24 protein-coding genes are annotated in these 25,379 nt (G+C 36.5%); 12 read left to right on the top strand and 12 right to left on the bottom strand.

The genetic code is table 11. The features are described 5' to 3' along the window. Nucleotides 1-2: 2 nt before the first annotated feature. Together dnaX and RM573_RS03335 are read left to right on the top strand one after the other, a co-directional pair. A complete protein-coding gene (dnaX, locus tag RM573_RS03340) occupies nt 3-2,174 on the top strand; it encodes a DNA polymerase III subunit gamma/tau (protein WP_311577184.1) in 2,172 nt (723 codons plus the stop codon). Nucleotides 2,175-2,236: 62 nt separating this feature from the next. After that, entirely contained in the window at nt 2,237-2,566 is a 330-nt protein-coding gene (locus RM573_RS03335; RefSeq protein WP_311577455.1) for a YbaB/EbfC family nucleoid-associated protein, read from the top strand. Between the two features lie 84 nt (nt 2,567-2,650). On the opposite strand, the gene RM573_RS03330 is transcribed toward RM573_RS03335, so the two are convergent. Next, nucleotides 2,651-3,418, bottom strand: coding sequence for a hypothetical protein (locus RM573_RS03330; protein ID WP_311577181.1), 768 nt, complete (start codon nt 3,416-3,418; stop codon nt 2,651-2,653). A gap of 299 nt (nt 3,419-3,717) precedes the next feature. Between RM573_RS03330 and cysB the strand changes: the two genes are divergently transcribed. Further along, nucleotides 3,718-4,692 carry an HTH-type transcriptional regulator CysB gene (cysB, locus tag RM573_RS03325; protein WP_311577179.1) on the top strand — a complete coding sequence of 325 codons (975 nt, stop codon included), beginning with the start codon at nt 3,718-3,720 and terminating at the stop codon, nt 4,690-4,692. 91 nt (nt 4,693-4,783) lie between these two features. On the opposite strand, the gene RM573_RS03320 is transcribed toward cysB, so the two are convergent. From RM573_RS03320 to pabB, 3 genes are all read right to left on the bottom strand, one after another. Beyond that, nucleotides 4,784-6,160 carry an L-serine ammonia-lyase gene (locus RM573_RS03320; RefSeq protein WP_311577177.1) on the bottom strand — a complete coding sequence of 459 codons (1,377 nt, stop codon included), beginning with the start codon at nt 6,158-6,160 and terminating at the stop codon, nt 4,784-4,786. Between the two features lie 122 nt (nt 6,161-6,282). Next, a complete protein-coding gene (locus RM573_RS03315; RefSeq protein WP_311577175.1) occupies nt 6,283-6,873 on the bottom strand; it encodes a CoA pyrophosphatase in 591 nt (196 codons plus the stop codon). A gap of 66 nt (nt 6,874-6,939) precedes the next feature. Beyond that, nucleotides 6,940-8,352 (bottom strand): aminodeoxychorismate synthase component I, encoded by a 1,413-nt coding sequence (gene pabB, locus RM573_RS03310; RefSeq protein ID WP_311577173.1) that lies wholly within the window; start codon nt 8,350-8,352, stop codon nt 6,940-6,942. A 167-nt stretch (nt 8,353-8,519) separates the two neighbouring features. Between pabB and RM573_RS03305 the strand changes: the two genes are divergently transcribed. The 4 genes from RM573_RS03305 (at nt 8,520) to RM573_RS03290 (ending at nt 13,317) form a co-directional block, all read left to right on the top strand. Further along, a complete protein-coding gene (locus RM573_RS03305; protein ID WP_311577171.1) occupies nt 8,520-10,043 on the top strand; it encodes a fumarate hydratase in 1,524 nt (507 codons plus the stop codon). A 167-nt stretch (nt 10,044-10,210) separates the two neighbouring features. Continuing rightward, nucleotides 10,211-10,435, top strand: coding sequence for a TIGR02922 family protein (locus RM573_RS03300; RefSeq protein ID WP_311577169.1), 225 nt, complete (start codon nt 10,211-10,213; stop codon nt 10,433-10,435). An 88-nt stretch (nt 10,436-10,523) separates the two neighbouring features. After that, nucleotides 10,524-11,930, top strand: a complete 1,407-nt coding sequence (locus RM573_RS03295) for a DNA recombination protein RmuC (RefSeq protein WP_311577167.1) — start codon at nt 10,524-10,526, stop codon at nt 11,928-11,930. 196 nt (nt 11,931-12,126) lie between these two features. Beyond that, on the top strand, nt 12,127-13,317 hold the full coding sequence (locus tag RM573_RS03290) for a GGDEF domain-containing protein (RefSeq protein WP_311577165.1): 1,191 nt from the start codon (nt 12,127-12,129) through the stop codon (nt 13,315-13,317). A gap of 170 nt (nt 13,318-13,487) precedes the next feature. Here the strand turns inward: RM573_RS03290 and RM573_RS03285 are convergent, their stop codons facing one another. Further along, on the bottom strand, nt 13,488-14,825 hold the full coding sequence (locus RM573_RS03285; protein ID WP_311577163.1) for a sodium-dependent transporter: 1,338 nt from the start codon (nt 14,823-14,825) through the stop codon (nt 13,488-13,490). A 224-nt stretch (nt 14,826-15,049) separates the two neighbouring features. Between RM573_RS03285 and RM573_RS03280 the strand changes: the two genes are divergently transcribed. The 3 genes from RM573_RS03280 (at nt 15,050) to RM573_RS03270 (ending at nt 19,491) form a co-directional block, all read left to right on the top strand. Then, a complete protein-coding gene (locus RM573_RS03280; protein ID WP_311577452.1) occupies nt 15,050-15,700 on the top strand; it encodes an MBL fold metallo-hydrolase in 651 nt (216 codons plus the stop codon). A gap of 13 nt (nt 15,701-15,713) precedes the next feature. Then, nucleotides 15,714-16,547 (top strand): ion transporter, encoded by an 834-nt coding sequence (locus RM573_RS03275; RefSeq protein WP_432280204.1) that lies wholly within the window; start codon nt 15,714-15,716, stop codon nt 16,545-16,547. Between the two features lie 88 nt (nt 16,548-16,635). Next, complete coding sequence (locus tag RM573_RS03270) at nt 16,636-19,491, top strand: tetratricopeptide repeat protein (RefSeq protein ID WP_311577159.1); 2,856 nt, start codon at nt 16,636-16,638, stop codon at nt 19,489-19,491. Between the two features lie 37 nt (nt 19,492-19,528). Here the strand turns inward: RM573_RS03270 and RM573_RS03265 are convergent, their stop codons facing one another. From RM573_RS03265 to RM573_RS03245, 5 genes are all read right to left on the bottom strand, one after another. Beyond that, nucleotides 19,529-19,741 carry a helix-turn-helix transcriptional regulator gene (locus tag RM573_RS03265; RefSeq protein ID WP_311577157.1) on the bottom strand — a complete coding sequence of 71 codons (213 nt, stop codon included), beginning with the start codon at nt 19,739-19,741 and terminating at the stop codon, nt 19,529-19,531. Nucleotide 19,742: 1 nt separating this feature from the next. Beyond that, nucleotides 19,743-20,219 (bottom strand): hypothetical protein, encoded by a 477-nt coding sequence (locus tag RM573_RS03260; RefSeq protein WP_311577155.1) that lies wholly within the window; start codon nt 20,217-20,219, stop codon nt 19,743-19,745. Nucleotides 20,220-20,445: 226 nt separating this feature from the next. Next, a complete protein-coding gene (locus RM573_RS03255; protein WP_311577152.1) occupies nt 20,446-20,991 on the bottom strand; it encodes a DUF1697 domain-containing protein in 546 nt (181 codons plus the stop codon). A 66-nt stretch (nt 20,992-21,057) separates the two neighbouring features. Then, nucleotides 21,058-21,363 (bottom strand): Mpo1-like protein, encoded by a 306-nt coding sequence (locus RM573_RS03250; protein ID WP_311577148.1) that lies wholly within the window; start codon nt 21,361-21,363, stop codon nt 21,058-21,060. Nucleotides 21,364-21,468: 105 nt separating this feature from the next. Next, nucleotides 21,469-22,101, bottom strand: a complete 633-nt coding sequence (locus RM573_RS03245) for a LysE family translocator (protein WP_311577145.1) — start codon at nt 22,099-22,101, stop codon at nt 21,469-21,471. A gap of 136 nt (nt 22,102-22,237) precedes the next feature. On the opposite strand from RM573_RS03245, the gene RM573_RS03240 reads away from it, so the two are divergent. Beyond that, nucleotides 22,238-22,927: a pseudouridine synthase gene (locus RM573_RS03240; protein ID WP_311577142.1), complete on the top strand. Its 690-nt coding sequence runs from the start codon at nt 22,238-22,240 to the stop codon at nt 22,925-22,927. A gap of 154 nt (nt 22,928-23,081) precedes the next feature. Beyond that, nucleotides 23,082-23,378 (top strand): hypothetical protein, encoded by a 297-nt coding sequence (locus RM573_RS03235; RefSeq protein ID WP_311577139.1) that lies wholly within the window; start codon nt 23,082-23,084, stop codon nt 23,376-23,378. Between the two features lie 19 nt (nt 23,379-23,397). Here RM573_RS03235 and RM573_RS03230 read toward each other — a convergent pair whose 3' ends face one another. Both RM573_RS03230 and RM573_RS03225 read right to left on the bottom strand, forming a co-directional pair. Then, entirely contained in the window at nt 23,398-23,685 is a 288-nt protein-coding gene (locus RM573_RS03230) for a DUF1244 domain-containing protein (RefSeq protein WP_311577136.1), read from the bottom strand. A 44-nt stretch (nt 23,686-23,729) separates the two neighbouring features. Next, entirely contained in the window at nt 23,730-25,331 is a 1,602-nt protein-coding gene (locus RM573_RS03225) for a CsiV family protein (RefSeq protein WP_311577133.1), read from the bottom strand. Nucleotides 25,332-25,379: the final 48 nt, after the last annotated feature.

The raw sequence follows: 25,379 nt of genomic DNA, 5'->3' as shown, positions 1-25,379 counted from the left end.
TTATGAGCTATCAAGTATTAGCAAGAAAGTGGCGCCCAAAATCATTTCAGGAATTAATGGGGCAAGAGCATGTTGTCTCGGTATTATCTAATGCCTTAAAACAACAACGTTTACACCACGCCTACTTATTTACAGGTACTCGCGGAGTTGGTAAAACAACGATCGCTAGAATTTTTGCTAAAAGCTTAAATTGTAATCTTGGTATCACGGCAGAGCCTTGTGGCGAATGTGATACCTGTGTAGATATTGACCAAGGTAGGTTTGTCGATTTATTAGAGATTGATGCTGCATCACGAACTAAAGTCGATGATACTCGAGAAATACTTGATAATGTTCAATATGCTCCAACGAGAGGTCGATTTAAGGTATATCTAATTGATGAAGTACATATGCTTTCTAGAAGCAGTTTTAATGCTTTATTAAAAACCTTAGAAGAGCCTCCGGAGCATGTAAAGTTTATTTTAGCTACAACAGATCCTCAAAAACTCCCCGTAACGGTACTGTCTAGGTGTCTACAGTTTCATTTAAAAGCATTAGCTGTACCACAGATTGAACAACAGCTTAAAACCATATTAACTGCTGAAAATGTGTCTGCAGAGCCATTAGCCATTTCTTTATTAGCTAAAGCGGCGCGGGGGAGTATGCGCGATTCGTTAAGTTTAACGGATCAGGCTATCGCTCAAGGAAATGGTAATATCCTCGCTAGTAACGTTCAAAATATGTTAGGGGGTGTTGATCATCATTGGGTGTATAAAATATTAATAGCGTTAATTAAGCAAGACACTCAAGGATTAATGGCGTTATCGTTGGATATTGCCTCTTATGCCCCGAATTACGGACGTTTAATGGCTGAATTGATTCAGCTACTTCACCAAATTGCCATGGCGCAAGTTGTCGACAGGCATTTTGATTTATCGCCTGAGCATAATCAATTATTAGAAAAGTTCTCTCAGGCATTGAGCCCTGAAGATGTACAACTTTATTATCAAATCGTCTTAACAGGTCGAAAAGACTTACCATATGCTGCAGATGAACAAGCGGCGTTTGATATGGTGTTATTACGGTTATTAGCGTTTAAACCGCAAACCCGTGCGATAGAAATAACAGAGCAGGTTGATAGAGAGCTCGACTTTACAGATCTGGAGCCAAATCTTCCCAACCAGCCAATGACACAGCAAAACTTTGTTAAACAAGAAGACGAAGCCTTAAAAGCAAACGAGCAAACCCTATCTCATGCAAGTGAGTCTAAAGAGCAAAGCCTTTCAGCTGAATTGGCAAGCATCGAGCAGCAAGCTGCCCAGAGTTTTAATGAGCTTCCCTCCATCAACACGCCAAAAAGGAACGATGAAGACTTACTCTCTAATGAGGCTCAATCTGATGAAGTCGAAGAGAAGAATCAAGCCGGTTTAACAAACAGCAATCAAAGCGCAAAGACTCAAATCCCTCCTGAGTCTCAAGAGAATGCGCTGAACAATGATCCGAGTCTATCTTCTGATAATAACTTGTCTAATGAACAAGCACCTTTGCTCACAGAAGCCGAAATAGCACAAGTAAGCAATCCACAAAGTGCCTCACCAATAGATTCGATTTTAGCAAGTAGAAATATGCTGCGCAGTCGTAAAAAAGCTTTGGAGAAAGATGGAAAAAAGCTTAATGACGCCGCTGAGCGTCAGAAAAATACAGAAAAAGTGGTCAATAAACCGGTTATTGAAGACGTACCTGATATCGCGACCATTTCGGAGCAACCATTTACTCCTGAAGAAATTGACCCTAGTGTGGTTAAAAAAGCGAATCAGGTAGATCGCTGGGCTAATATTATCGATTCAATGGCGCTTAATGGTCGTTTAAGACAGCTAGCCCTTAATGCGACTATCTCTGAGGCATCGGATGATGAAGTCTTTATATTAGAGTTAAATACGTCGACTAAACATTTAAAATCACCAGTGGCATTGGAACAATTAGAACAGTTTGTTTCGGATTATTTCGACAAACCAATGAAAGTTGAAATAACCGTCGTTGAAGAAACCATTGATGACCCTTTTCAGATTCAAGGAAAAATCAACGATAAACGTTATGATTATGCCAAAGAATTACTATTGAAAGATGAGATAGTTCAATCTTTCACTGAGCAGTTTCAAGCTGAAATCGATGAAGAAAGTATTATAGCCCGATAAAGTAAACTTGAATTTTAATTCATTAACTACTATCGTGGCGGCAATTTAATTTTGAAGGAGAAATTATGATGAAAGGTGGCATGGGTAACTTGATGAAACAAGCCCAACAAATGCAAGCGAAAATGGCTAAAGCTCAAGAAGAATTAGCTAATATGGAAGTAACTGGTGAGTCTGGAGCAGGTATGGTGAAAGTGACTATGACTGGTAGCCACAGTGTTCGTCGTGTAGAAATTGATGACAGTTTAATGGAAGACGACAAAGAAATGGTTGAAGATTTAGTTGCTGCCGCATTTAATGACGCGGTAAGACGCGTTGAAGAACAAAATAAAGAGAAAATGGGTGCTTTAACAGGTGGGATGCAATTACCCCCTGGGATGAAAATGCCGTTTTAAATCGGAAGGTTATTTTCGTTATAAAAAAAGCTCAAGTTAACACTTGAGCTTTTTTGTTGGTTAGAAAAGGTATGTCGATATTTATTACCACTTTTTCTTTGGTTGGAATAACATATCTAAATCATCTTCTTCTGCTTTTGCTTTTTTAGCGGCATCGGCAGCATTAGTATTTTTTAACGCGGCGGTAATTTCTTCAAGTTGATCTTCTAACTCTGTTTTCTTCGCAGCGGTATACTCGGTTTGTTTAGGGTGATCTGTGATGGTTTGTATTGCTTTTTCATAGTATTGTCTAGCCGAGCCGAGCATTTCTTTTTGGTGTGCTTGCATGCCTCGTTTGTGCAAACTTTCAACATTAATCTTTAATTGCATAGCATCAAGTTTTAAATCTTCCATCATAAAGGCTTGAGCATCTAAAGCACCTTTTGATTGTTCAGATTTCAACATTGCTCGTAATTTTTTAATGGTTTGCAGAATAACAACAAGCTGTTGATCATTGTCTGGTAAAATAAAACTTTGCTCTTGGCCTGCATTCGATGAAGCGAGATCAACAGAAGCGTTCAAGCGTGCCTCCATTTCACTAATTCTATTTTTAATGCCTTTCATTTCAGGCATTATTTTTGCCATGTTTTTTACAGCATTTAAACTTCTTTGATTAAGGATTTCTACCACTTTAGGATTAGGGGGTAAGTGCGCTAAGTTTAATAGTAATTCTTCAGTCTCATCTATTATTGCTTTTTGTTTAGCGGCTTTCGCACGTTTTTCTTGTTCTTGTTTTTCTTTGTGTTGTTGAATTGCATTTACTATTACCACAACGATAACTAATGCAATCACTAAACCTATTATTATACCCATAGATAATACTCATTTTATGAAAATATGACTTATACTCCTCAGTCTACAAAAAATGAACTGTTTAGCATAGCGCTAAGTTGAGCTTTTCCTATGAAAGTTCGTTTTGATGAAACTTTATTAGAATTAACGTTTCATTGATGCTTTATTAGCCTTTTACTCTATCTTGTGTTGTAATATTACAACAATAAATGGTTTTTTCTGATCTTTACTGAAATTTTTTTACAAATTCGTTAAGTTTCTATGGAATAAATTGTTATTTAAGTATATATTTTTTGCATAAGCCACACTGAACATACATTATGAAGCTGCAACAATTACGTTATATCGTCGAAGTACAAAATAATAATTTGAATGTTTCTGCAACAGCAGAAAGTTTATTTACCTCTCAACCGGGTATTAGTAAGCAAGTGCGAATGCTTGAAGATGAGTTAGGCATTCAAATTTTTGGGCGAAGTGGTAAACACCTTACCCATGTTACTTCGGCAGGTAAAGAAGTGATCAATATTGCCACTGAGATCTTATCAAAAGTTGAAGCAATTAAAGCGGTTGCTCGAGAACACACCCAACCAGACGAAGGTAAGCTTCGAATTGCTACTACGCATACTCAAGCACGATATGCATTGCCTGATGTTATTCAAGGTTTCATGAAAAAATATAGCAAAGTTTCTTTGCATATGTATCAAGGGACACCGGCACAGATTAGTGATGCTGCCACGAAAGGTGATGCTGACTTTGCGATAGCCACTGAATCATTTCATTTATATAACGACTTGATCATGCTGCCTTGTTATCACTGGAATCGCAGTATTATCGTTCGACCAGATCACCCATTAGCTAAGAAAACTAATATTACCATTGAAGATATTGCAAAATACTCATTAGTCACTTATGTTTTTGGTTTTACTGGTCGTTCAGAATTAGACACCGCTTTTAATAAAGCTGGGGTTGAACCTAAAATAGCCTTCACCGCAACCGATGCCGATGTTATTAAAACTTATGTTCGAATGGGCGTGGGTATAGGTGTTATCGCGACGATGGCGATGGATCCAAAACTTGATAGTGATTTAGTTACCATTGATGCTAGCCATTTATTTAATGCAAGTACGACTAAAATAGGTTTTAGACGTGGTACTTTCTTGCGTGGCTATATGTTTGATTTTATTGAGCGCTTTGCACCGCATTTAAATCGTGATCTAGTGACTAGAGCTGTTTTACTCAAAAATAATACCGAAGTTGAAGAATTATTTTCAAATATTGAGTTACCCGTCAAATAACGTTTTATTGAGATAATTTTTATTTAAATTTAAAAACCTATGTTGAAATTAACATAGGTTTTTTTTATAGAAAAATGCGTGTTAAAGTGCCTTAACATTCAATAATATTAACCGCTAAACCGCCACGAGAGGTTTCTTTATATTTTGTTTTCATGTCATTGCCTGTTTCCCACATGGTTTTGATCACTTTATCTAATGACACCTTTTGAGTACCTGTACCACGAAGAGCAAGTCGAGATGCGTTGATCGCTTTTACCGATCCCATCGCATTTCTTTCGATACACGGCACCTGCACTAAACCACCAACAGGATCGCATGTTAACCCTAGGTTATGCTCCATCCCAATTTCAGCAGCATTTTCTACTTGTTTAGGCGAGCCTCCCATTAATTCTGTGAGAGCACCAGCAGCCATAGAGCAAGCAACGCCTACCTCTGCTTGACAGCCACCTTCAGCACCCGAAATTGTTGCATTCGTTTTATATAAAATTCCAATTGCAGCAGCAGTTAAAAGGTAACGAATACAATCTTCATCTTTAACCGGTTTAATGAACTTATCGTAATAACATAAAACAGCAGGAATTATTCCCGCAGCGCCATTCGTTGGGGCGGTTACCACTCGGCTACCGGCGGCATTTTCTTCATTAACGGCTAAAGCGAAAAGGTTGACCCAATCCATTGCTGAAAGGGGATCATTATTGCTCTCAACAGAAAGTGAACGATACAAAGCTGGGGCTCTTCGATTGACTTTTAAACCGCCTGGCAGCACACCTTCTGTTGCCATGCCTCGTTCGACGCTATCACGCATCGCTTGCCAGATATTAATTAAATTACGAGTGATGGTTGCTTTATCATTTAAACACAATTCATTTTCCATCATGATAGTGCTGATACTTAGGCCTTTTTCACTCGCTAGAGAGATTAATTCATCCGCACTTGAAAATTTATGTGGGCGATCAATATTACTGTGTAAAGACAGCGCTTTATCTTTTTCTTTTTCGAAATCGCAATCACGAACGATAAAGCCGCCACCGATAGAGTAATATGTTTCTTGAAGCACTTCTTCATTGTCATTGTACGCATATAATGTCATGGCGTTGGCATGAGCAGGCAAGGTTTTGCGTCGATGATAAATAATCGATTCATTCTTTGGAAAACTAACCGTTTTATCTTGTGAAATCGCTATCGTTTCATTGGCGATGACTTCATTGAGAATTTTATCGATTGACTCAACAGGTATGGTTTCAGGTGCTTGTCCAGATAAACCAAGAATAATTGCTTTTCCCGTGCCATGACCAATACCTGTTTGACCAAGTGAGCCAAATAATTCTGCTTTAACACGATCAACTTTATCAATTAATTGTTGCTCAATTAAATGATCAACAAAAAGTTTGGCTGCTTTCATTGGACCAACTGTATGCGAGCTAGAAGGCCCAATACCTATTGAGAACATATCAAATACACTAATCATGCGTTAAACCTGAATTATTTTCCGTAATTATACGGTAAGTTAAAATTTTATACGGTAATGATAACTGAAAGTATTCATCTAAATAAACACTTTTATAGCATATGATAGACGGTTCTTAATATTTAGGTATGGTTATTTCTTATATGCAGGCTAAGGTCGTTTAAAATAGCCGCTGTGGCTCCCCAGATATTATATGACTTATAGGGCATAAAGTGCACAGGGTGTTGTCCCGTTTTATTTATTACTTCAATGATATAGTGTTGCGTTGTTGATAAAAAATGATGAAAGGGGACATGAAATATTTCAGCGACTTCATTTTCATCAATCGTATAAAAAGGACTGCGCTTTAACATAGCCACAACAGGGGTAATAGAAAAGCCGCTCATGGTTTGAAATGGATGTAATTGACCAAGAATCTCGCAATCATCTTTTTCAATACCGACTTCTTCATGTGCTTCTCTTAACGCGGTACAAATATGATTTTTATCAAACGCTTCTACTTTTCCGCCCGGAAAACTAATTTGTCCAGGATGATGTTTTAAATGTTTAGCTCTTTTGGTTAGTACCACATGCAGTTGATTATTTTTTTCGAATAAAGCAATAAGTACGGCTGATGGTGTGAATATTTTTGGCTGAGTGAGTAAAAATTCCTGATTATTTGATTTTGCTAATTGACTCAAATTAAAACGTTGTAAAAATTCATTTTTAGTCATGTTAATTCACATTCAACTTAGTAACTTAAAACCACTATAATTTAGCAAAATTATCGTGGCCGGTGTTTAAAGTTTTGCTAGAACCGGTAAAATTTTATTTACTTTATCATACGTTTCTTGATATTCAGCGTCGACATTTGAGTCAGCAACGATCCCGCCGCCAGCCCAGCAATGTATGGTATTTTGTTCGCGAGTTTTATCACAAATCAAGGTTCTTATCGTAATACTGGTATCCATATTACCGCAAGCCGAGATATAACCAATAGAACCACAATAGATACTTCTGCGTTGTGGTTCAAGTTCATCTATTATTTCCATCGCGCTTATTTTAGGGGCGCCAGTTATCGAACCACCTGGAAATGATCCTCTTAGTAAGTCGGTAGCATCGAATTGATTTTCCAGTTCCCCAACTACCGTACTGACTAAATGATGAACCGCAGGAAAACTTTCTACTGCAAATAGTGTCGGTACTTTTACCGAGCCGGGTACACACACTTTACTGATATCATTTCTAAGTAAATCAACAATCATCAGGTTTTCTGCTTTATCTTTTTCTGAATGCTGCAAAGCTTTGGCAAGCTCGTTATCTTGTGCGCTATCTAAGCTTCTTGGCTTTGTGCCTTTTATAGGTTTACTTTGTACTTTATTGTGATTTACCTGTAAAAATCGCTCTGGTGAGATGCTTAAAATACGGTAATCAGCTAAACAAATAAATGCGGAGAATGGTGCTTGGTTTGCGTTCCTTAGTTCTTTATAGGCTTGGAATTCTTCACCCTGATAATGGGAACTGAAACGCTGTGTAAGATTAATTTGGTAACAATCACCTGATAATAAATATTGCTGAATTTTTGTAAACTTTTCTTGGTATTGTTGCGCAGACATATTGGCTTGCCATGTCTGTAATAATTTGAAAGGTTCAAGAGGAAATGCGATACCTTCACGAATCATTTTATTTAAGTGGTTTTCTATTTCATCTAATTGATTCTCATCAGCAATTAACCAATATTGCTGTTTTTTATTATCATAAATAATTGCGTGTGAATAAATACCAACCGCCATTTCAGGAAGGTGAATGTCTTGGTCAGCTTGGCTAGGAATTTGTTCAAATCGTCTACTTAAATCATAAGAAAAATGTCCCACAGCGCCTGTCATAAAAGGTAATTCACTGGCTTGAATTTCAATGTTTTGGTAGAAGGCTTGTTGAACACGTTGCAAGATAGTTAAAGGGTCGTCGAGGCTATTTTCTGAGCGCTTCTCAGAGAGATAATCTACACAGGTATTTTTACCTGTTGTTGTTAAGGTTATTTCAGGTTGCCAAACGATGATGTCATAGCGGCTATCGACATGCTCGCTTTGACATGAATCTAACCACATTGCCCAAGGCTGGTGTGCAAAATGCTCAAATAATGCTTCAGGTTGAAGCTGATGACTAAAGTGTAGAGGCTTTGCCTTGATAACGGCGTTATTATTGAGAAGCAAAATGTAACCCTAATTTTAATTATTCTTAAACTTTTAGATAAAAGTTAGCTCGCATTGTGGTGGCGAGCTCGTTATAAGCAGGGTATCATATCGGCAAATTTTTAACTTTCAACGTTTTCGCTCGCAAATGTTGATTTTACATTACCTAACTGTGTAAAGAGATTGTTATGGCTACCATTAAACAAGAAGATCTAATTGAGAGTATTGCAGATGCATTGCAATATATATCTTACTACCATCCACTTGATTTTATTCAAGCTTTAGAAAAAGCCTATCATAAAGAAGAAAGTCAGGCGGCAAAGGACGCTATCGCGCAGATATTAATTAACTCTCGTATGTCTGCTCATGGTAAACGTCCAATTTGTCAGGATACGGGTATTGTTACCTGTTTTGTAAAAGTGGGGATGGCGGTACAGTGGGATAAAACTGACTTAACCGTTCAACAAATGGTTGATGAGGGGACTCGACGTGCATATTTGAATCCAGACAACCCTCTACGGGCATCTATCGTTAAAGATCCTGCGGGAGCTCGCATCAACACTAAAGATAATACCCCTTCTGTTGTTCATATTGATATGGTTCCTGGTGATCAAATTGAAGTGATGATCGCGGCAAAAGGTGGTGGTAGCGAAAATAAATCTAAAATGGTGATGTTAAACCCCAGCGATTCCATTGCTGATTGGGTCGTTAAAACGTTACCTACTATGGGCGCAGGCTGGTGTCCACCGGGCATGTTAGGCATAGGTATTGGCGGTACTGCTGAAAAAGCTGGCGTATTAGCAAAAGAAAGTTTAATGGATCCTGTCAATATTCAAGAACTTATTGATAAAGGTGCTGAAACAGCCGAAGAAAAATTACGGTTAGAAATCTACGAACGAGTGAATAAACTCGGTATTGGCGCACAAGGTTTAGGTGGCTTAACCACAGTGGTTGATATCAAAATTAACTCAGTACCAACCCATGCCGCTTCAAAGCCAGTGGTGATGATCCCAAATTGTGCTGCAACTCGTCACGTGCATTTTCACCTTGACGGTTCAGGGCCGGCTGACTTGTCACCACCAAAACTTGAAGATTGGCCGGAAATAACTTGGGAAGTTGGTGAAAATGTCCGTCGAGTTAATGTTGATGACTTGAAAAAAGCCGATATCAGTGACTGGAAAACAGGTGAAACTGTTTTATTAAGCGGTACCATTTTAACTGGTCGTGATGCTGCGCATAAGCGTATTCAAGAAATGCTCGCCAAAGGTGAAACACTGCCGGTAGACTTTACGGATAAATTTATTTATTACGTAGGGCCAGTGGATGCTATTGGTGATGAAGCGGTCGGACCTGCAGGACCTACCACAGCAACTCGCATGGATAAATTCACTGAAATGATGCTGGCTGAAACGGGGTTACTTGGTACGATTGGTAAGGCTGAGCGTGGACCTCAAACGGTAGAAAGTATTAAAAACCATCAATCAGTTTATTTAATGGCTGTTGGTGGCGCGGCTTATTTAGTGTCAAAAGCAATCAAAAAAGCAAAAGTTGTTGCCTTTGAAGATATGGGGATGGAAGCAATTTATGAGTTTGAAGTCGAAGATATGCCAGTAACTGTCGCGGTTGATAGTCGTGGTGAATCTGCTCATGTTACGGGACCAGCAATTTGGCAAGCGAAGATTGAAGATTTAGATAATAAATTATCTAAATAACTTATCTAAACTTTACCTTGTTTTGAATCATTTAAGCGCTCATTTGAGCGCTTTTTTTGTTTATAAAGTCTGTTCAATCGATAGACAGGTCAGATTTATTTACTACACTTAAGATTAAAATAATGAAACAAAATTGAATGAATTGCCACAGATTAAAAGGATAGAAAGTGGAAACTACAATCAGAAAAGTCACTATTATTTATTACCGTGATATCTCTCTTGAATTGATGCATGAAACGGTTTGTTTTCCACAAAACGATAACGGACGAGTAATTATTTCAAAAGAGTTTAAACAAGGAAAATCGATTATTGCCGTTTGTGAAGGGGAGGTGAACATTCTTAATAAAATTGGCGATAGAGTTGAAAATAACAATATTGAAGATGAAGCTTAAAGCACTCAAGGGTAAAGAAAAAAGTTAACCTTCACCTTGAATTGTGTTTAAATGACTGTTAATAAATACAGTGGTTAGTTGGTGTGTAGTGGTTGATAAAATTTTATTAATGGTAGATTCATTTCAAAATGAACTTATTGTGTCATGTGTGTTAATTGTTTTCTTACTTTTGATTTTAATGTTATCGAGAGTAATATCACTTTCAAAACAGGTTCATGATCAACAATCAGACATTAAACAATTGCTTCACCATTTTGAATTAACGTCAAATTTATCTGAAAAACAGCAACAACAAATAATCAAGCAACAATTTGAATTTAAACATTATATAGAACAACAATTTGCTGATTTTAAAATAAAGTTTCTTAATCAATTTAATGAACAATCTGCCAAGCAGTTCTCAGCGTTAACTGAGTTTAATAGCAAACTACAAACAACCCTTCACGAACATCAACATTTATTTAATCAAAACCAACGACAAGCAGTAGATCAACTGGTTGAACATTTAAATAAAGCAGCATTAGCGGCGCGTGATGAACAAGCGAAAACCTTAAAACAATCAAGCGATGCTATGGCGATTAAAATCAATGAGTTGACGACTTCTACTGATCTTCGTCTGAAAGAGATCAGCGGACAGGTTGAAAAACGACTTGCGGAAGGTTTTGAAAAAACAACGAAAACGTTTAATGACATCTTACAACGATTAGCTTTAATTGATGATGCACAGAAAAAAATCACTGAATTATCAACGAATGTTGTTAGTTTGCAAGAGGTGTTAAACGACAAACGATCGCGTGGTGCCTTTGGCGAAGTACAATTAAACAGTTTGATCCGAAATGTTTTACCTGAGCAACACTTTTCATTACAACATACCTTATCAAATGGAAAAATTGCTGATTGCATTTTATTTTTACCTGAGCCAACGGGAAACGTGGTGATCGATGCAAAATTTCCGTTAGAAAGTTATAAAAAAATGATGGATGACGTTTTAGGTGAACATGAAAGAAAAGCGGCAGAGCGACAATTTAAGCTAGATATTAAAAAACATATTAATGATATTAGTGATAAATACTTGATTGCGAATGAAACATCAGAAGGGGCGATTATGTTTATTCCGGCAGAGGCCATTTTTGCTGAAATTCATGCTCATCAAAGTGATTTGGTCGATTATGCAAACACGAAACGCGTCTGGTTGGCATCACCGACCACTTTGATGGCTATATTAACCACTTCTCGTTCAGTGCTTAAAGATGAAGCTACCCGTAAACAAGTGCATGTTATTCAAAATCATTTAACGTATTTAGCTCAAGATTTTTCACGATTTAAGGTGCGTTTTGCTAATTTAGCTAAGCATATCGATCAAGCGGCGACGGATGTAAAACAAATTCATACTTCAGCAGAGAAAATTTCAACGCGTTTTGAAAAAATAGAAAATGTTGAACTTAGTCATGATGAAAAGCATTACAAAGAGTTAGCCGAAAGTAAAAATAGTTAATTTTGTTTTGTTTGAGTGATCACTCAAGATATTTAATTAGAGAGTTGGTTGAAGTACCAACCTTTAATTTAAAATTAGTTGATTAGATTTCTCGAGTTGATTACTTTAATCACCGCATAGGTCAAAACGGGGGAGTCATTTTTCGTGTTTATTAGTAAAAAATCAATGTCCCTGATTTTTAATTAAAGGATAAAGTTTGATTCAAAAGTTAGAAGGTTTAAAAACCACTTTATGGAGTGGTTTAGCAGTTAGCTTAATTATCGTGGCAACACTTGCTACTCAGCATTATTGGATGACAAAAGTTAACTTTATTGAACAGGTTTTAATGGGGGGATTTGTTGTTGGTATTCTATTTTCAGCGCAATTTTCGCGTAGCCGTTTTACTTTATTAATTGCACTTTGTTTTGGTTATTACCTACTAAGTAAAAATGTCTTTACTGGCCTAGATTTTCTTAATAAAAATCCCCAATGGTTATATCTTTCAACGATATTTATATTAGCTTACCTAACTTTAATTAAAGATCGTGCATTAATTTCTATGCACGGTATAGCGCGACTAATTGGTCTTGGTTTTTGTATTGCGTTAGCCAAACTATGGTTAATGGCCATGAGCTGGCTACAAAGCTATAGCATTAGAAACAGTCTACCTTATCTAAATATAGAATTAATTATTATTAATTTTCCGTTATTTATTGTGGCGATTTTGGTGTTATTTAAAAGTTTACGCCAGCCAAATTTATTCGTTTCTTCTTTGTTAACAACGTTAATTGTCGGCAATCTTTATTTTAACGATCAAATATCTTTGCCCCTTAGTATCATGTTTAGCTTACTTGTTTTGCATTATATTATCGTGGTAGTGATTGATTCGTATTATTTAGCTTATCGAGACGAGTTAACTCATTTACCTTCAAGAAGAGCACTGAATCAATATGCATTATCTTTAGGGCGCAAGTATTGTGTTGCCATGTTAGATATCGACCATTTTAAAAAGTTTAATGATAACTATGGTCATGATATAGGTGACCAAGTCCTTAAATTAGTTGCCGCGAAGCTTGCAGAAGTGAAATCAGGAGGAAGAGTTTTTCGCTATGGTGGTGAAGAGTTTACGGCAATCTTCCCGCGTAAAACTGCAGCAGAAGCCCTTGATGAATTAGAAAAGCTTCGACAGTCGGTTGCTGATTATAATATTGTAATTCGTCACCCCATAAGAAAAACAAAAAAATCTCGACAGAATAATCAGGCCGAGTCACTGAAAACCGTGAATGTCACAATTTCTATCGGGGTAGCAACTAGACAAGCAAAACAGAGTTTTGAACAAACCATTAAACAAGCGGATCAAGCCTTGTATAAAGCGAAAAAGAAAGGGCGAAATCAAGTTTGCCAATAATGGCTCTCTATTTTGGGGGCACGTCACGTGCTGTCGTTTCTTAAGGATTAAGAGACTGGTTTCGAGTTACTAACACTGACCGTGAATTTAACGTGATTATCATCATTTAGCAGCTTCTTGGAAAAAGCTGCTAAATGAGATTAAACAATCGGTGTCTTGCAAAATGAAGGTTAATTTAGAATGGCGACATTGACAAAAACGACAGTTAACAACACAGGGCAAACATAACGTAAATAATTTCCCCATAAAGCTAACCATTTTCGGTCTTTCTGTAATGATACATCTCGTAATTTATTGCCTCTTTTCCATAACCAACCAACGACAATAAAGTAAAATAAGCAGCTTAGCGGTTGTAATATTGTTGTTAATACTCGAATAACTGCGCCAAATAAAGCATCAAAAAATGCAATGAGTAAGCCACTGCTACATAAAACAATAATAGAGACTAACCACGTCGCTTTTTTACGACTAAAGCCTTTATCTTCCACCATATAAGCGACAGGAACTTCTGTTGATGAAATGGTTGAAGTAAGTGCTGCAATCGAGAGGAGTAGGAAAAAACCACTAGAGACAATTAAGCCTATAGTGCCCATAGAATCAAACAAGGCCGGAAGAATATGAAATATTAACTGTCCCTCACCAATAAGCTGATTATCTTGAAAAACGTCCAAACCTGCATGTTCTGCGACAAATAACGCAGGAATAATTAACAAGCCGGCTAAAAATGCAATTCCCGTATCTAATGCAGTGATAGATAAGACTAATTTACCCATATCTTTATCTTTTTGCATGTAAGAGCCATAAACCATCATACCTCCAACACCAATTGACAATGAAAAGAAAGCTTGGCCCATCGCTGAGATGATTAATTCAGGATCGGTAACACGAGCAAAGTCAGGAATGAGATACACTTCTAACCCTTTATCAGCACCTGGTTGTTGTAAAATGTAGATAATTAAGCCAATTAGCATAACCAATAAAATCGGCATCAAACGTGCTGACCAACGTTCAATTCCAGCATTAACCCCTTGGTGAATAATCGCCGCACCTAGGAAAATAAATATCGGGGTAAAAAGTATGTTACGCTCGGTGCTTGAATTTGCTAACCAAGCTGAAGCTTGAGTCATTCCAGCTAATTCAGCCATTGAAGAAAGGGTGTGGGCCAACATCCAACCAGCCACTATCGTATAAAAGCTTAGCATCATGATTGCGCCACATAAGCCGATAATTCCTGCTTTTCTACCTATTCCTTCGGAAAAATGACTACAGGCATCACCAAGCGCTGAAACCGGATTTTTTTGTGCTTGGTTACCAATATAAATTTCAGCATAAAGTGCCGGTAACGCAAGTAAAAGCGTGACAAGTAAATAAACAAATAAAAAGGCACCACCACCATTATTGGCTGCTTGAGTTGGAAAGCCCCAAATATTACCTAAACCTATAGCCGAACCGGCTGCGGCTAAAATAAAACCGATACGGGAATGAAATGAGTCTCTAACATTGGTCATAAATTTACTACATTATAGTTTTTATTTTTGTCGAGCTTACCGAGTTCAATCTCTTTAGTGAAGTTATTTTATATTTTCGGTGTATTTTCTTGAAAATAATCGATGAAATTTTGTAAAAAATAGTCAACAGGTATATTTCTCTCTTGAAGTTATGAGCATCAATACCCACATCACTTAAACATATCGAGTGATGCTCAAGTAATAATGAAAGCCGACATAATATGCTGCAATATCAAATAATTCCTGTAACACGATTTCAGCAAAACTGTACACTTTTTTGGTGTGATATTACGAAGGAAGCGGCAGTTGTCGACCCTGGTGGAAATGTTGAGCTGATTATTGAAGCGATAGAGCAGCATGGATTAACGTTAACGAAAGTGCTACTCACTCATGCACACATTGATCATGCCGGTGCCAGTCAAATAATTGCTAGCCGCTTTAACATTGCAATCGAGGGGCCGAGTAAAGAAGATCAATTTTGGATTGATTTGATCCCAGAACAAAAAAAGCAATTTGGTTTTTCAGAAGCAGCGTCTTTTTCGCCTGATCGCTGGTTAAATGAAGGGGATACCGTATGCTTTGGCAAAATTGAATTACAGGTATATTTTTGCCCCGGCCACACTCCTGGACATGTGGTGTTTTATCATCCTGAGTCGAAATTAGCGCAAGTGGGCGATGTTTTATTTAAAGGGTCAATTGGTAGAACCGATTTTCCGCGTGGCAATCATGCAACTTTAATAAATTCGATAAGGCAGACATTATTTCCTTTAGGAGATGACGTGCAATTTATACCCGGTCATGGACCAATGAGCACCTTTGGTGTAGAACGTAAACATAACCCTTTTGTCAGTGATGCAGTGACTAAAATAGGATAAAACAATGGCTTCAATGGTTTTTCGCTTTCAACGTCGTTTAAAAAAAGTTGATTCAAGTCCGGTCTTTCAATGGGCTGTAATTGCCGTCATTATCATTTCGGCGTTATTGATAGGTGCCAAAACACATGATTTACCAGAGCCTGCGGTCCATTTACTGTCCATATTAGATTCTGCGATTACGGTATTTTTCTTAATTGAAATCATTATTCGTTTTATGGCAACTCGGAAGAAAAAAGAATTTTTCAAAAGTGGTTGGAATATTTTTGATACCGTTATTGTCATCGGGAGTTTAATTCCAGCAGGTGGCTCAGGTGTTTTATTAGCTAGGCTTTTACGTGTTTTCAGGGTATTACGATTAGTTTCGATGGTGCCTGAATTGCGTTTATTGATAAACGCCTTAATTAAAGCGATTCCTCGAATGGGCTATATTGCTTTACTGATGTTTGTGATTTTTTATATTTACGCTGCCATTGGCAGTATTTTGTTTGAAGATATTAATGAAGTGCTTTGGGGAGACGTTTCTATTTCTATGTTGACCTTATTTCGCGTGGCGACATTTGAAGATTGGACTGATGTGATGTATGAAACCATGGCTGTCCATCCGATGAGCTGGATTTTTTATCTTTCGTTTATTTTTTTAACGGCTTTTATCTTTTTAAATATGATGGTCGGCACCATTTTAGAAGTGATGGGTCAAGAGCATGAAAGTTATCGCGCAGAATTACATGGTGAAACGGAAGAAGGCGGTGAACCGGCAAGTCGAGCACAAATTGACAGTCTGGCGCGCGAACTTATGGAAATAAAAACGCTACTTCAACAGGCAAACGTTCAAAATAAGCAAGGATAGATTTACCTTTATTGAATTTTTGTATAAATCACAATAAGCGCGTACTATAAAAATCAACGTTTCTATTTGAGGTTGATTACGCGCTTTTATGTTAGGTTATTTTCAAAAAACTTTACTAGTTTTCGGCTTGTTCATAATTGTTTGTAGTGCTCACACTGAACCGTATCTAGAGCAATCGTCCCAACTATCCATCACTCAAAAAATTTCCTCCATTGAAGCGAAAACAGATCAAGCACTTATCTTATTTGAATTGAAAGAATTGTTAACGGCTTTTAATTTAACCAATAACGAAAGGTTAGACGTATTAAAAGCGATAGAAAAAAACTATCAAAATACTCGCGATTTTATTAATGCCATTGAAACTGTTAATCGCATTATTCTGTTAACTGAACAAAGTGATAACTCGCTGGATTTAGCACAAGCATATAAAAGGTTGGGTATTTATCATTATTTGAAAGGTGAGTACCAACAGGCTATTGAACATTATCATGACGCTTTAGAGATTATAAATCGTCTCAACCAACCGATATTAATTGCAAATATGAATAATAATATTGGCCTTGCTCAAGCCGCTTTAGGCCAAAATATTCAAGCCATTAATAGTTATCAAGTGGCGGAAAAGATCTATCAAGAGTTTGGCAGCGAGTTAGACAGAATTGATATTCGTTTCAATATTGCTGGTTTGTATTTAAAACTTGAACGTTATGATACGGCAATTGAAGCCTATTTAGATGTGATAGAAAGACGAAAAAAAATTCAGGATTTATCTGGCTTAGCCGATGCTTATAGTGATTTAGGTATTGCATATAAGCAGTCAAATAAAGCTGAAATTGCCTTAGAGTTCATGCAAAAGTCGTTAAACTATTATTTAGAAAAAAATGACTTATTTAGTTTAGCCTCTATTTATCACAATATAGCTGAAGTTTATTTTGAATTAAATCAACATGATAGAGTTTTAACTTTTGCAGAAGAGTCGATTGCTATTGCGCAAGAAAATGAATACAAAACGGCCTTGTCTGGCGCTTTGCATACCTACGCAAAAGGACTGTATTATTTAGGAAATGCTGAGCAATCATTAAGTTATTTACTTCAATCTCAAAAAATAGCAGAAGAACTCAATTACGCGAAACAGCTTTTAAATAACTATTCGTTATTCTCATTAGTCTATGCGACGTTAAATCAACCTGCTAACGCATTGAAATATCATAAATTATATATTTTGGCGCGAAATAAAAGAGAAAATGATAATTTCAATTTATTGTTGGCAAGCTACGAGTCAGAGCAACTAAAACAACAGGTGCTTCAATTAAAGCAAAATGAGCAATTACAGCAATTAGAATTGTCTAAAACGGGACAAAAACGAAAGTTTATTATTGTTGCATTTGGCTTATTACTGTTAACTGCGTTTTTTATCTATCGTAGGAATGCCGAACGCCGCTCTAAACTTGAGCTAATCACTAAAGTGAAGCAGCGGACGAAAGAACTTGAATTATTAGCTGATAAGTTACAAGCAGCGAATAAGGTCAAAAGTTTGTTTTTAGCCAATATGAGCCATGAAATAAGAACACCACTCACCGCCATTATTGCCCAAGCAGAGGCTTTAATTTACGATGATATCGATGAAAAAACTTTGCATGCTGATATTAATATTATTCATAGCAATAGCTTACACTTATTAGAATTAATCAATAATATTTTAGATTTAAGTAAGGTAGAAGCGAATAAGCTTGATTTAGATATTCAAACTCAAGACTTACATTGCCTATTACAAGATGTTTCAAATATGTTTACCGAGCAAGCAAAGAGTAAAGGTTTAACTTTTTCGGTTTATCATGCGCTGCCACGTCCTTTTGTACTGCCCATTGATGGTATTCGAATCAAACAAATTCTTATCAACTTATGCTCAAATGCCGTGAAGTTTACATCTCAAGGTCAAGTTAAAGTCATTGTTACAATTGAATCACAGCAATTAATTTTTTCTGTCGAAGATACTGGAATCGGATTGAGTTCATCTCAAATCAACAGTCTTTTTGAGAGTTTCACTCAAGGTGACAGTAGTATCAGTCGTCGTTTTGGTGGTACAGGACTTGGTTTGTGTTTATCGCAACAATTGGCACAACTAATGAGCGGAAATATTGAAATTTCAAGCGTGTTAAATCAAGGCAGTACGTTTACTTTTATCTTACCCATTAGTGTTGAGTTAGATAATTACCAAAATAGAGAGCTTGAGCTTATTCAACCGGCTATTGAAAAAGATACGGTTAAGGAAAATATTGAAAATATTTCTGGTAGTATTTTATTGGCAGAAGATCATCAAGATAATCGTAAATTAATCAGTCGTTTATTACGTTCATTAGGTTTAGAAGTCTATACCGCAAAAAATGGTAAAGAAGCGGTACAAAAGTTTCTTCAATATCAACCACAAGTTATTTTGTTAGATATACAAATGCCTGAAATGGATGGAATCGAAGCACATACGATTATGAGGCAAAAAGGAGCAACTCAACCCATTATTGCCTTAACCGCTAACGCAATGGCTCATGAGGTGGAAGAATATTTAGCACAAGGCTTTGATGATCATCTTAAAAAACCTATAGAGAGAAAGGTATTTATTCAGACCATTTGTCAATATTATCAGCACAAAGTGTGTTCAGATAAAGTAGCAGAAACTTTAAATCAAGTGGATTTTTCTGATTTGGTCGAACAGTTTAAGTCTAACCTTGCATTAGAACAACAAGATATCATTTTACACATTAAAAATGATGATTATGAACAATTGTCTCAACTGGTGCATAGGATAGCAGGTGCCGCTCAAATGTTTGGCTTCTCTGCACTTTCTCAATATGCGTTAGCATTAGAAACGTCATTAAAAAATAAAGACTATGAAAGGGTTACTGATCAATCTCAAATACTGTTAAATGAGATTGATCAGGTATTATGGTAAATATTTGAAAAACGTCTCTGTTGTTTCCCTTTAGCCATCACTGTTCTTTGTACTGAAAAACGTCATCAAGAGCCATGGTAAATACTTCCGCTATTTTAAAAGCGACTTCTAATGAAGGAGAGTATTTGCCTTTTTCAATAGCAACGATGGTTTGTCTTGACACGCCCACCAGATCAGCTAAGGCTTTTTGTGTCATTTCATCTTGATCAAAGCGTAATCGACGAATGTTATTGGTGATCACTTTAGCCATGTTAAAAACCTCTACGATAGAAGAATAACTGGGTTGAAAACTTGGCTAATTCGGCAGCTAAAGCAAATACGATCACGATATGCATGATTTTATATTCATTAGGTAATGAAATGGTCGTTAATGCTTGTGTTGGCATCATAGAAAACGAGGATAAAGTAGGGAATACCGTATGAAAAACGGTCATTATTATCCCAACTGATAATATGCCGTAAGCATTCCGGCTACCATAAAAGCTTATTAGTTTATCCCTTTCATCGTCAGCGTAATTTGCATCTTTATGATCAATAATTGCTAGCACTATTTGTAGTACTATTTCTAAGACTATTGTTTTCAACACAACGGCTAATAATAAGCTATTCACAGATTCAACATTAAGTTGCTCTGTACTTTGCAATGAAAATAATTGCACGAAATAATCAAACCAAATATAAACAAGTATGGCTAACGAAATCCAAGTACTTCTTTCTTTATAAGACATAATGACTCCTTTAAGTATGTTTTTATATACACGGTGTTAAAGTTATTTGACATGGTGGATGTTAAAGAGGATATCATCTTATGTCAAATATTTTTTACTTTGTGTCGCTAATTATTGTCTTGTTAAGTAGGGGGAAGCAGTGTTTAATTGTAAGGAAACACACTTAATCTTGGTGTAAGTTATTGATATTTAATTGGTCTTGTGATTTAAGGTACTTGTTTATAAATTAATGACTGAGTATTGAAATAAGTTTATTAATGGTTTTTAAGTTGCGTGTCGTTGCAACCAGTTTTAATTTATTTTCAATAAAATTATTTGATAATTTACTTTTACCGTAACCATTAGGGCAGTGTAAATAAATGATCTGATCAGCAATTGTTAGCTTTTCAGGCGGGTTGACATAAGCTAGCAACTGATCGATTTTATCCTTTTGCGGTTGCTCATTTAAAAAGCTCAATAACACCTGATTCCCTTGGTTTTCAATATCTATTTGTTTGAAAGGAAGGTTTCGATAAGCTTCATCCAGTTCATCTTTAGTTAGAATTATTACCGGTACATCAAAACCATATTGCTGTTTTATTTCAACTTGCAAATGATTTATCAGGTATTGTTTATCGTTATTTGCATGGGAGAAGCAAATATTGCCACTTTGGATGTAAGTGGACACATGGTTAAAACCAATGCGTTGACAAAGCTTTACTAAATCAGCCATGTTAATCTTTTTCTGACCGCTGACATTGATGCCACGTAGAAAAGCGATATATTTTTGCATCTGTCATTAGCCTTGTTTTGTGTGAATAATGATTGCTTAACAGCAAAATTGTTCACTGAATGTTTGTTAAAATTTAATTCGACCAGTTAACATATCTTTGAACATAACCCAGTCACCAATTAAGCTATATAAAGGATAAGTAAAAGTCGCGGGCTTATTTTTTTCGAAAAACAAGTGACCTAACCATGCAAAGCCATAACCTATGATAGGAAGGCTCAAGAGTACCGTGAGATGTTGTGTAACCACAGCATAACTTAGCGTGCATAATACTAGTGCTGAACCAATAAAATGCAACCTGCGACAAACTCGGTTTTTATGTTGGCTTAAATAAAAAGGATAAAAACGTTTAAACGATTGGTATTTTTTTGTCATCAATAATCGGCCTTATAAACGTACCTGAAACTCACTAATTTTAACTAAGAAAGCAGGAATTATTAGGGGGTATATTACACAAATAACCTAAAGGAATCTTTTACGCTATTCGTTTAATTTTGATGTTAACACTTTCAATCCCACGAGGCACATAGCACCTCCCATAATTCTATCTAACCAATGACCCATTTGATGAAATTTTTTGTTGATACGAGGTCTTGATAAAATAAAGACGACGGTTGAAAACCAGGTGAGTTGAATTAGCATCATCCACAATCCATAAATAATAAGGTGTAACATTGGTACTTCAGGTGAGATCACAATCGTAAATAGCGCGACAAAATAAACAGGGGCTTTTGGGTTTAATGCGTTACATAAAAATCCTTTGCTGATGGTTTTTAATGATGAAGTTCGTTGGATATGGTCGTTTGTATGCATAAATTGCGTTTGCGGTTTTGCGCGTAATCCGCCAATTCCTATGTACAGTAAATAACTACCACCGAGAATTTTGATCAACCATAAGGCCATTGAAGAGTTTGCAATGATAGTCGCTAAACCAAAAATGGAATAAATTATGTGAATTGATAAGCCTAACGAAATGCCTATGCTAGACAATAAACCTGCTTTTTTACCTTGAGTGATGGTTTGCTGGCTCACTAATATAAAATCCGGTCCTGGTGAGGCAGCGGCTAATAAATGAATAGAGGTTATTAGCAGTAAACCAGAAAATAACTCCATTACTTTACTCTTAGTTTATTGTTCATGAACGAATTACAACAGGCTATCATTGACGTTAGAAATGTTCAATTCTTGCTTGCTACATTAGCCTATTGTCGGCTAATATCGCGCCTCGCAACACGATCAAAGGCTGACTATGCGTTTAGATAAATTCATTTGTAAAAGTACTGAGCTTACGAGAACAGAAGCAAAGCGGTTACTGAAAAGTGGTAAAGTGTCCGTCAATGGTGAAATAAGTAAAAATGCGGCTATGCAAGTGCATGAAAACAACGATATCTCCCTTGATGGACAAAGCCTAGTTGCCCGTCAGTCTCGTTATATTATGTTACACAAACCACTTGATACCATTTGTTCTAATGTCGATGAAGGCTATCCATCGTTATTTCATTTAATCGACGTTGATAAAGCGTTTGATATGCACGTTGCTGGTCGTCTTGATGCCGATACAACAGGTCTTGTTTTAGTTACTGATGATGGTCGTTGGTCGCATAATATTATCTCTCCTAAAAAACAGTGTGAAAAAGTATATCGAGTATGGCTTAGAGATAAGGTTAAAACCGATAGCGTAGAAAAGTTTAAAGCGGGTGTGCAGTTACAAGGTGAAAATTCATTAACCTTGCCAGCTAAATTAATCATTGTTCACGACAAAGAAGTATTGTTGACCATCACCGAAGGAAAATACCATCAAGTCAAACGTATGTTTGCGGCAATTGGTAACAAAGTTGTTGGTTTACATCGTGAGCAAATTGGCCAAATAAAATTAGCTGGGTTACCTATCGGTGAATGGCGTTATTTAACAAAAGATGAAGTAAGTGAGTTTTGTTAAATGTCTTTGAATATTGTTGCGCTATGATTTTTCGTTCAGTTTATTGTCCTCAGAAAATAAGCGTTATCTTGTCAAAAAATTATTAAAGAATTGTAAAAAACTGCCGATATTTTGATCATGTATTATTCACATGAGTTAATAAGTTAGACAGGCTATGGATCTTTTTACGGAATTATTAAAACCATCAAACAGTTTTAAAACCGAAAATACGGCTAAAGATCGTAAACAAAACGCGCAAAACAAATATAAAAATACGATAAAATTTCGTCAGGAAGTTACGGATTCAGCAAATGAGAATACTGCTGTTCGTAAAGTGTCTAACTGGGATGAAGTAGAGCGTCGTTCAGGTAAAGATCGTCGAGAACAAATGGAAGGCCGAGGTCGTTGGCTAGAGTCAAGGGCTGAAAAAGATCGTCGACAAATTGCCAAATCGATCGTGCTTAAAGTCTAAATTCAGCCCTGCATAGTAGTTATTTTTTATTGAGCTCATTAAATTTAGCTAGTTGCTCTTCGGTAGCAGGTAATTGGTATTTTTCTTTCCAGTCGGCGTAAGGCATACCATAAACTTGCTCGCGGGCATCTTCAATATCTATGTTAACCCCTAATTTCTCTGCCTCAGCCACTGTCCATTTTGAAAAGCAATTACGGCAAAATCCCGCTAGGTTCATCAATTCAATATTTTGTACATCTTTTCTATTATCTAAATGTCTTAATAAACGGCGAAAAACGGCGGCTTGAATTTCAATTTCTTTATCCATCTGACTTCTCTTTAAAGGTTATAAATTGCTGGTAAATAAATACGTTATTGAGACACTTCATCTAAATTTTCAGAAATATCGTCTTCGGGTATTTCTGGCCGTTGGTGACGGCGGATTTGCATGATGATCCCCATATATGGATGATCAAAGTAATGTATTTCTCTGCTGATCATTCGACGGTTTTGTGTCATACGGATCGGGATCACTTGTTCCGAGTTTATTGTCTCACCTAGCATTTGAGATTTTAATTTCAGACTTTCTTGCTCGGCAAGTGTCATGTTTAAAATACTAAAATCGGTGGCAACATGTAAAAAGTTACCAATCAAAAAAACGTCAATTAAGCCTTGTAAATACCAAGGTTGTACCGGAGGTAATGGTTTAGGCTGCATTAATTTTGTATCAATTGAGTAACTATCTTGTGTTTCGTTAGCAGGGTTACTTAGCGATGCGACAACCTCTTCCACTGTATCTATCTGGTTTATATTCGCTAATATTTCGTTTATTTTTTCAGCCTTTAATTGCTGCGAAATAGTGTGAGCAGAACGTGTATCGTCGGCAATAGGTGTATTCATACCAAGCGATGATTGTTCCTCAGATAAAGCAAAAATATTGTTGAGCATTTGCTCCTCATAAATATTCGCTTTTTGTTCTTGGTGATAACTTGCAAGGTTTTTAAGATATTGGCCTTGAATATTATCACCGGCAAACACTTTTAGTGGTTGAGAAGTGTTTTTTTCAAATACTGGTTGTCGCCATGCAAAATGTAAAAGCGGGCGAAAATCTCTGCTGCGGCGAAGTTGGGTCACTATATCGTTTAATTGTAATGCGTCGGCATTTAACAGGTAAGGCACTTCGCTATAAATATTGGCGGCAGCATCAAGAACATTCGGTACTTTATTTACTAAAAAGCCATGATAAGAATATAGATCTTCATTGACATTTAATTGGTTAAATTCACTTTCAGGTATTTGACACAGCACTGAGGTATCGTTTTGATGATGACTTGTTTTAGCATAATGAGGGTAAACATCAATGTTTGGGAATTGTTTAGCAGCAAAAACTTGCTCGGCTTCTAAAACAAGGGCTTGTTGTGCTTCGGTGATTATAACGTCGACTTCTTCATCAAGTTCAGGTGTTACAGTGCTATTTGTATTTAATTGCTCACGTTCTAAAATATTATTGTTAGTTACAGGAAAGTCGGTTTGTTGTTGATTGTTATCATTGTCGTCAGTTTGCAGAGGACTTACTGCTGTCAATTCAATATTGTTATTGTTCGCTGTAGTTTGTTGTTCAGCGAGCTGCTCTTCCATTAAGGTAGACAGGGTTTTATTTTGATAAAATCTTGGCCAAATCGCTGATTGCTCAACATAAGTACGTAGATCATTTTGTTGATTACATACCGGAAGGTGTTGTTTTAAACTTGCGATGTCAGGGTTTAAAAACGGGGTGAATAAATCGAGTGAATGACGATAATCTATCGAAAAATTTTGCTCAGTAAAGGCTTCTTTGAGTTTCGCCTTATCGTCAAGTTGACTGAGCAGAATGACTTCAATTTCAAACCAATCGCCCAACCATTTACTTGCTGACATAGCAGATAAAGAAAAAAATAAACTGGAAAGTAAAACGAGACTTTGTTTAATATTCATCAATTTCCTAAAGTAAATGATAAGCTTAAGGTATTTTATAAGCTCATC

The organism is Thalassotalea castellviae (genome assembly GCF_031846185.1).
In the GTDB taxonomy this organism is placed as follows: domain Bacteria; phylum Pseudomonadota; class Gammaproteobacteria; order Enterobacterales; family Alteromonadaceae; genus Thalassotalea_H; species Thalassotalea_H castellviae.
Note: the sequence above shows the minus strand (reverse complement) of the source record. Positions and strands in the feature narration are given on the sequence as shown.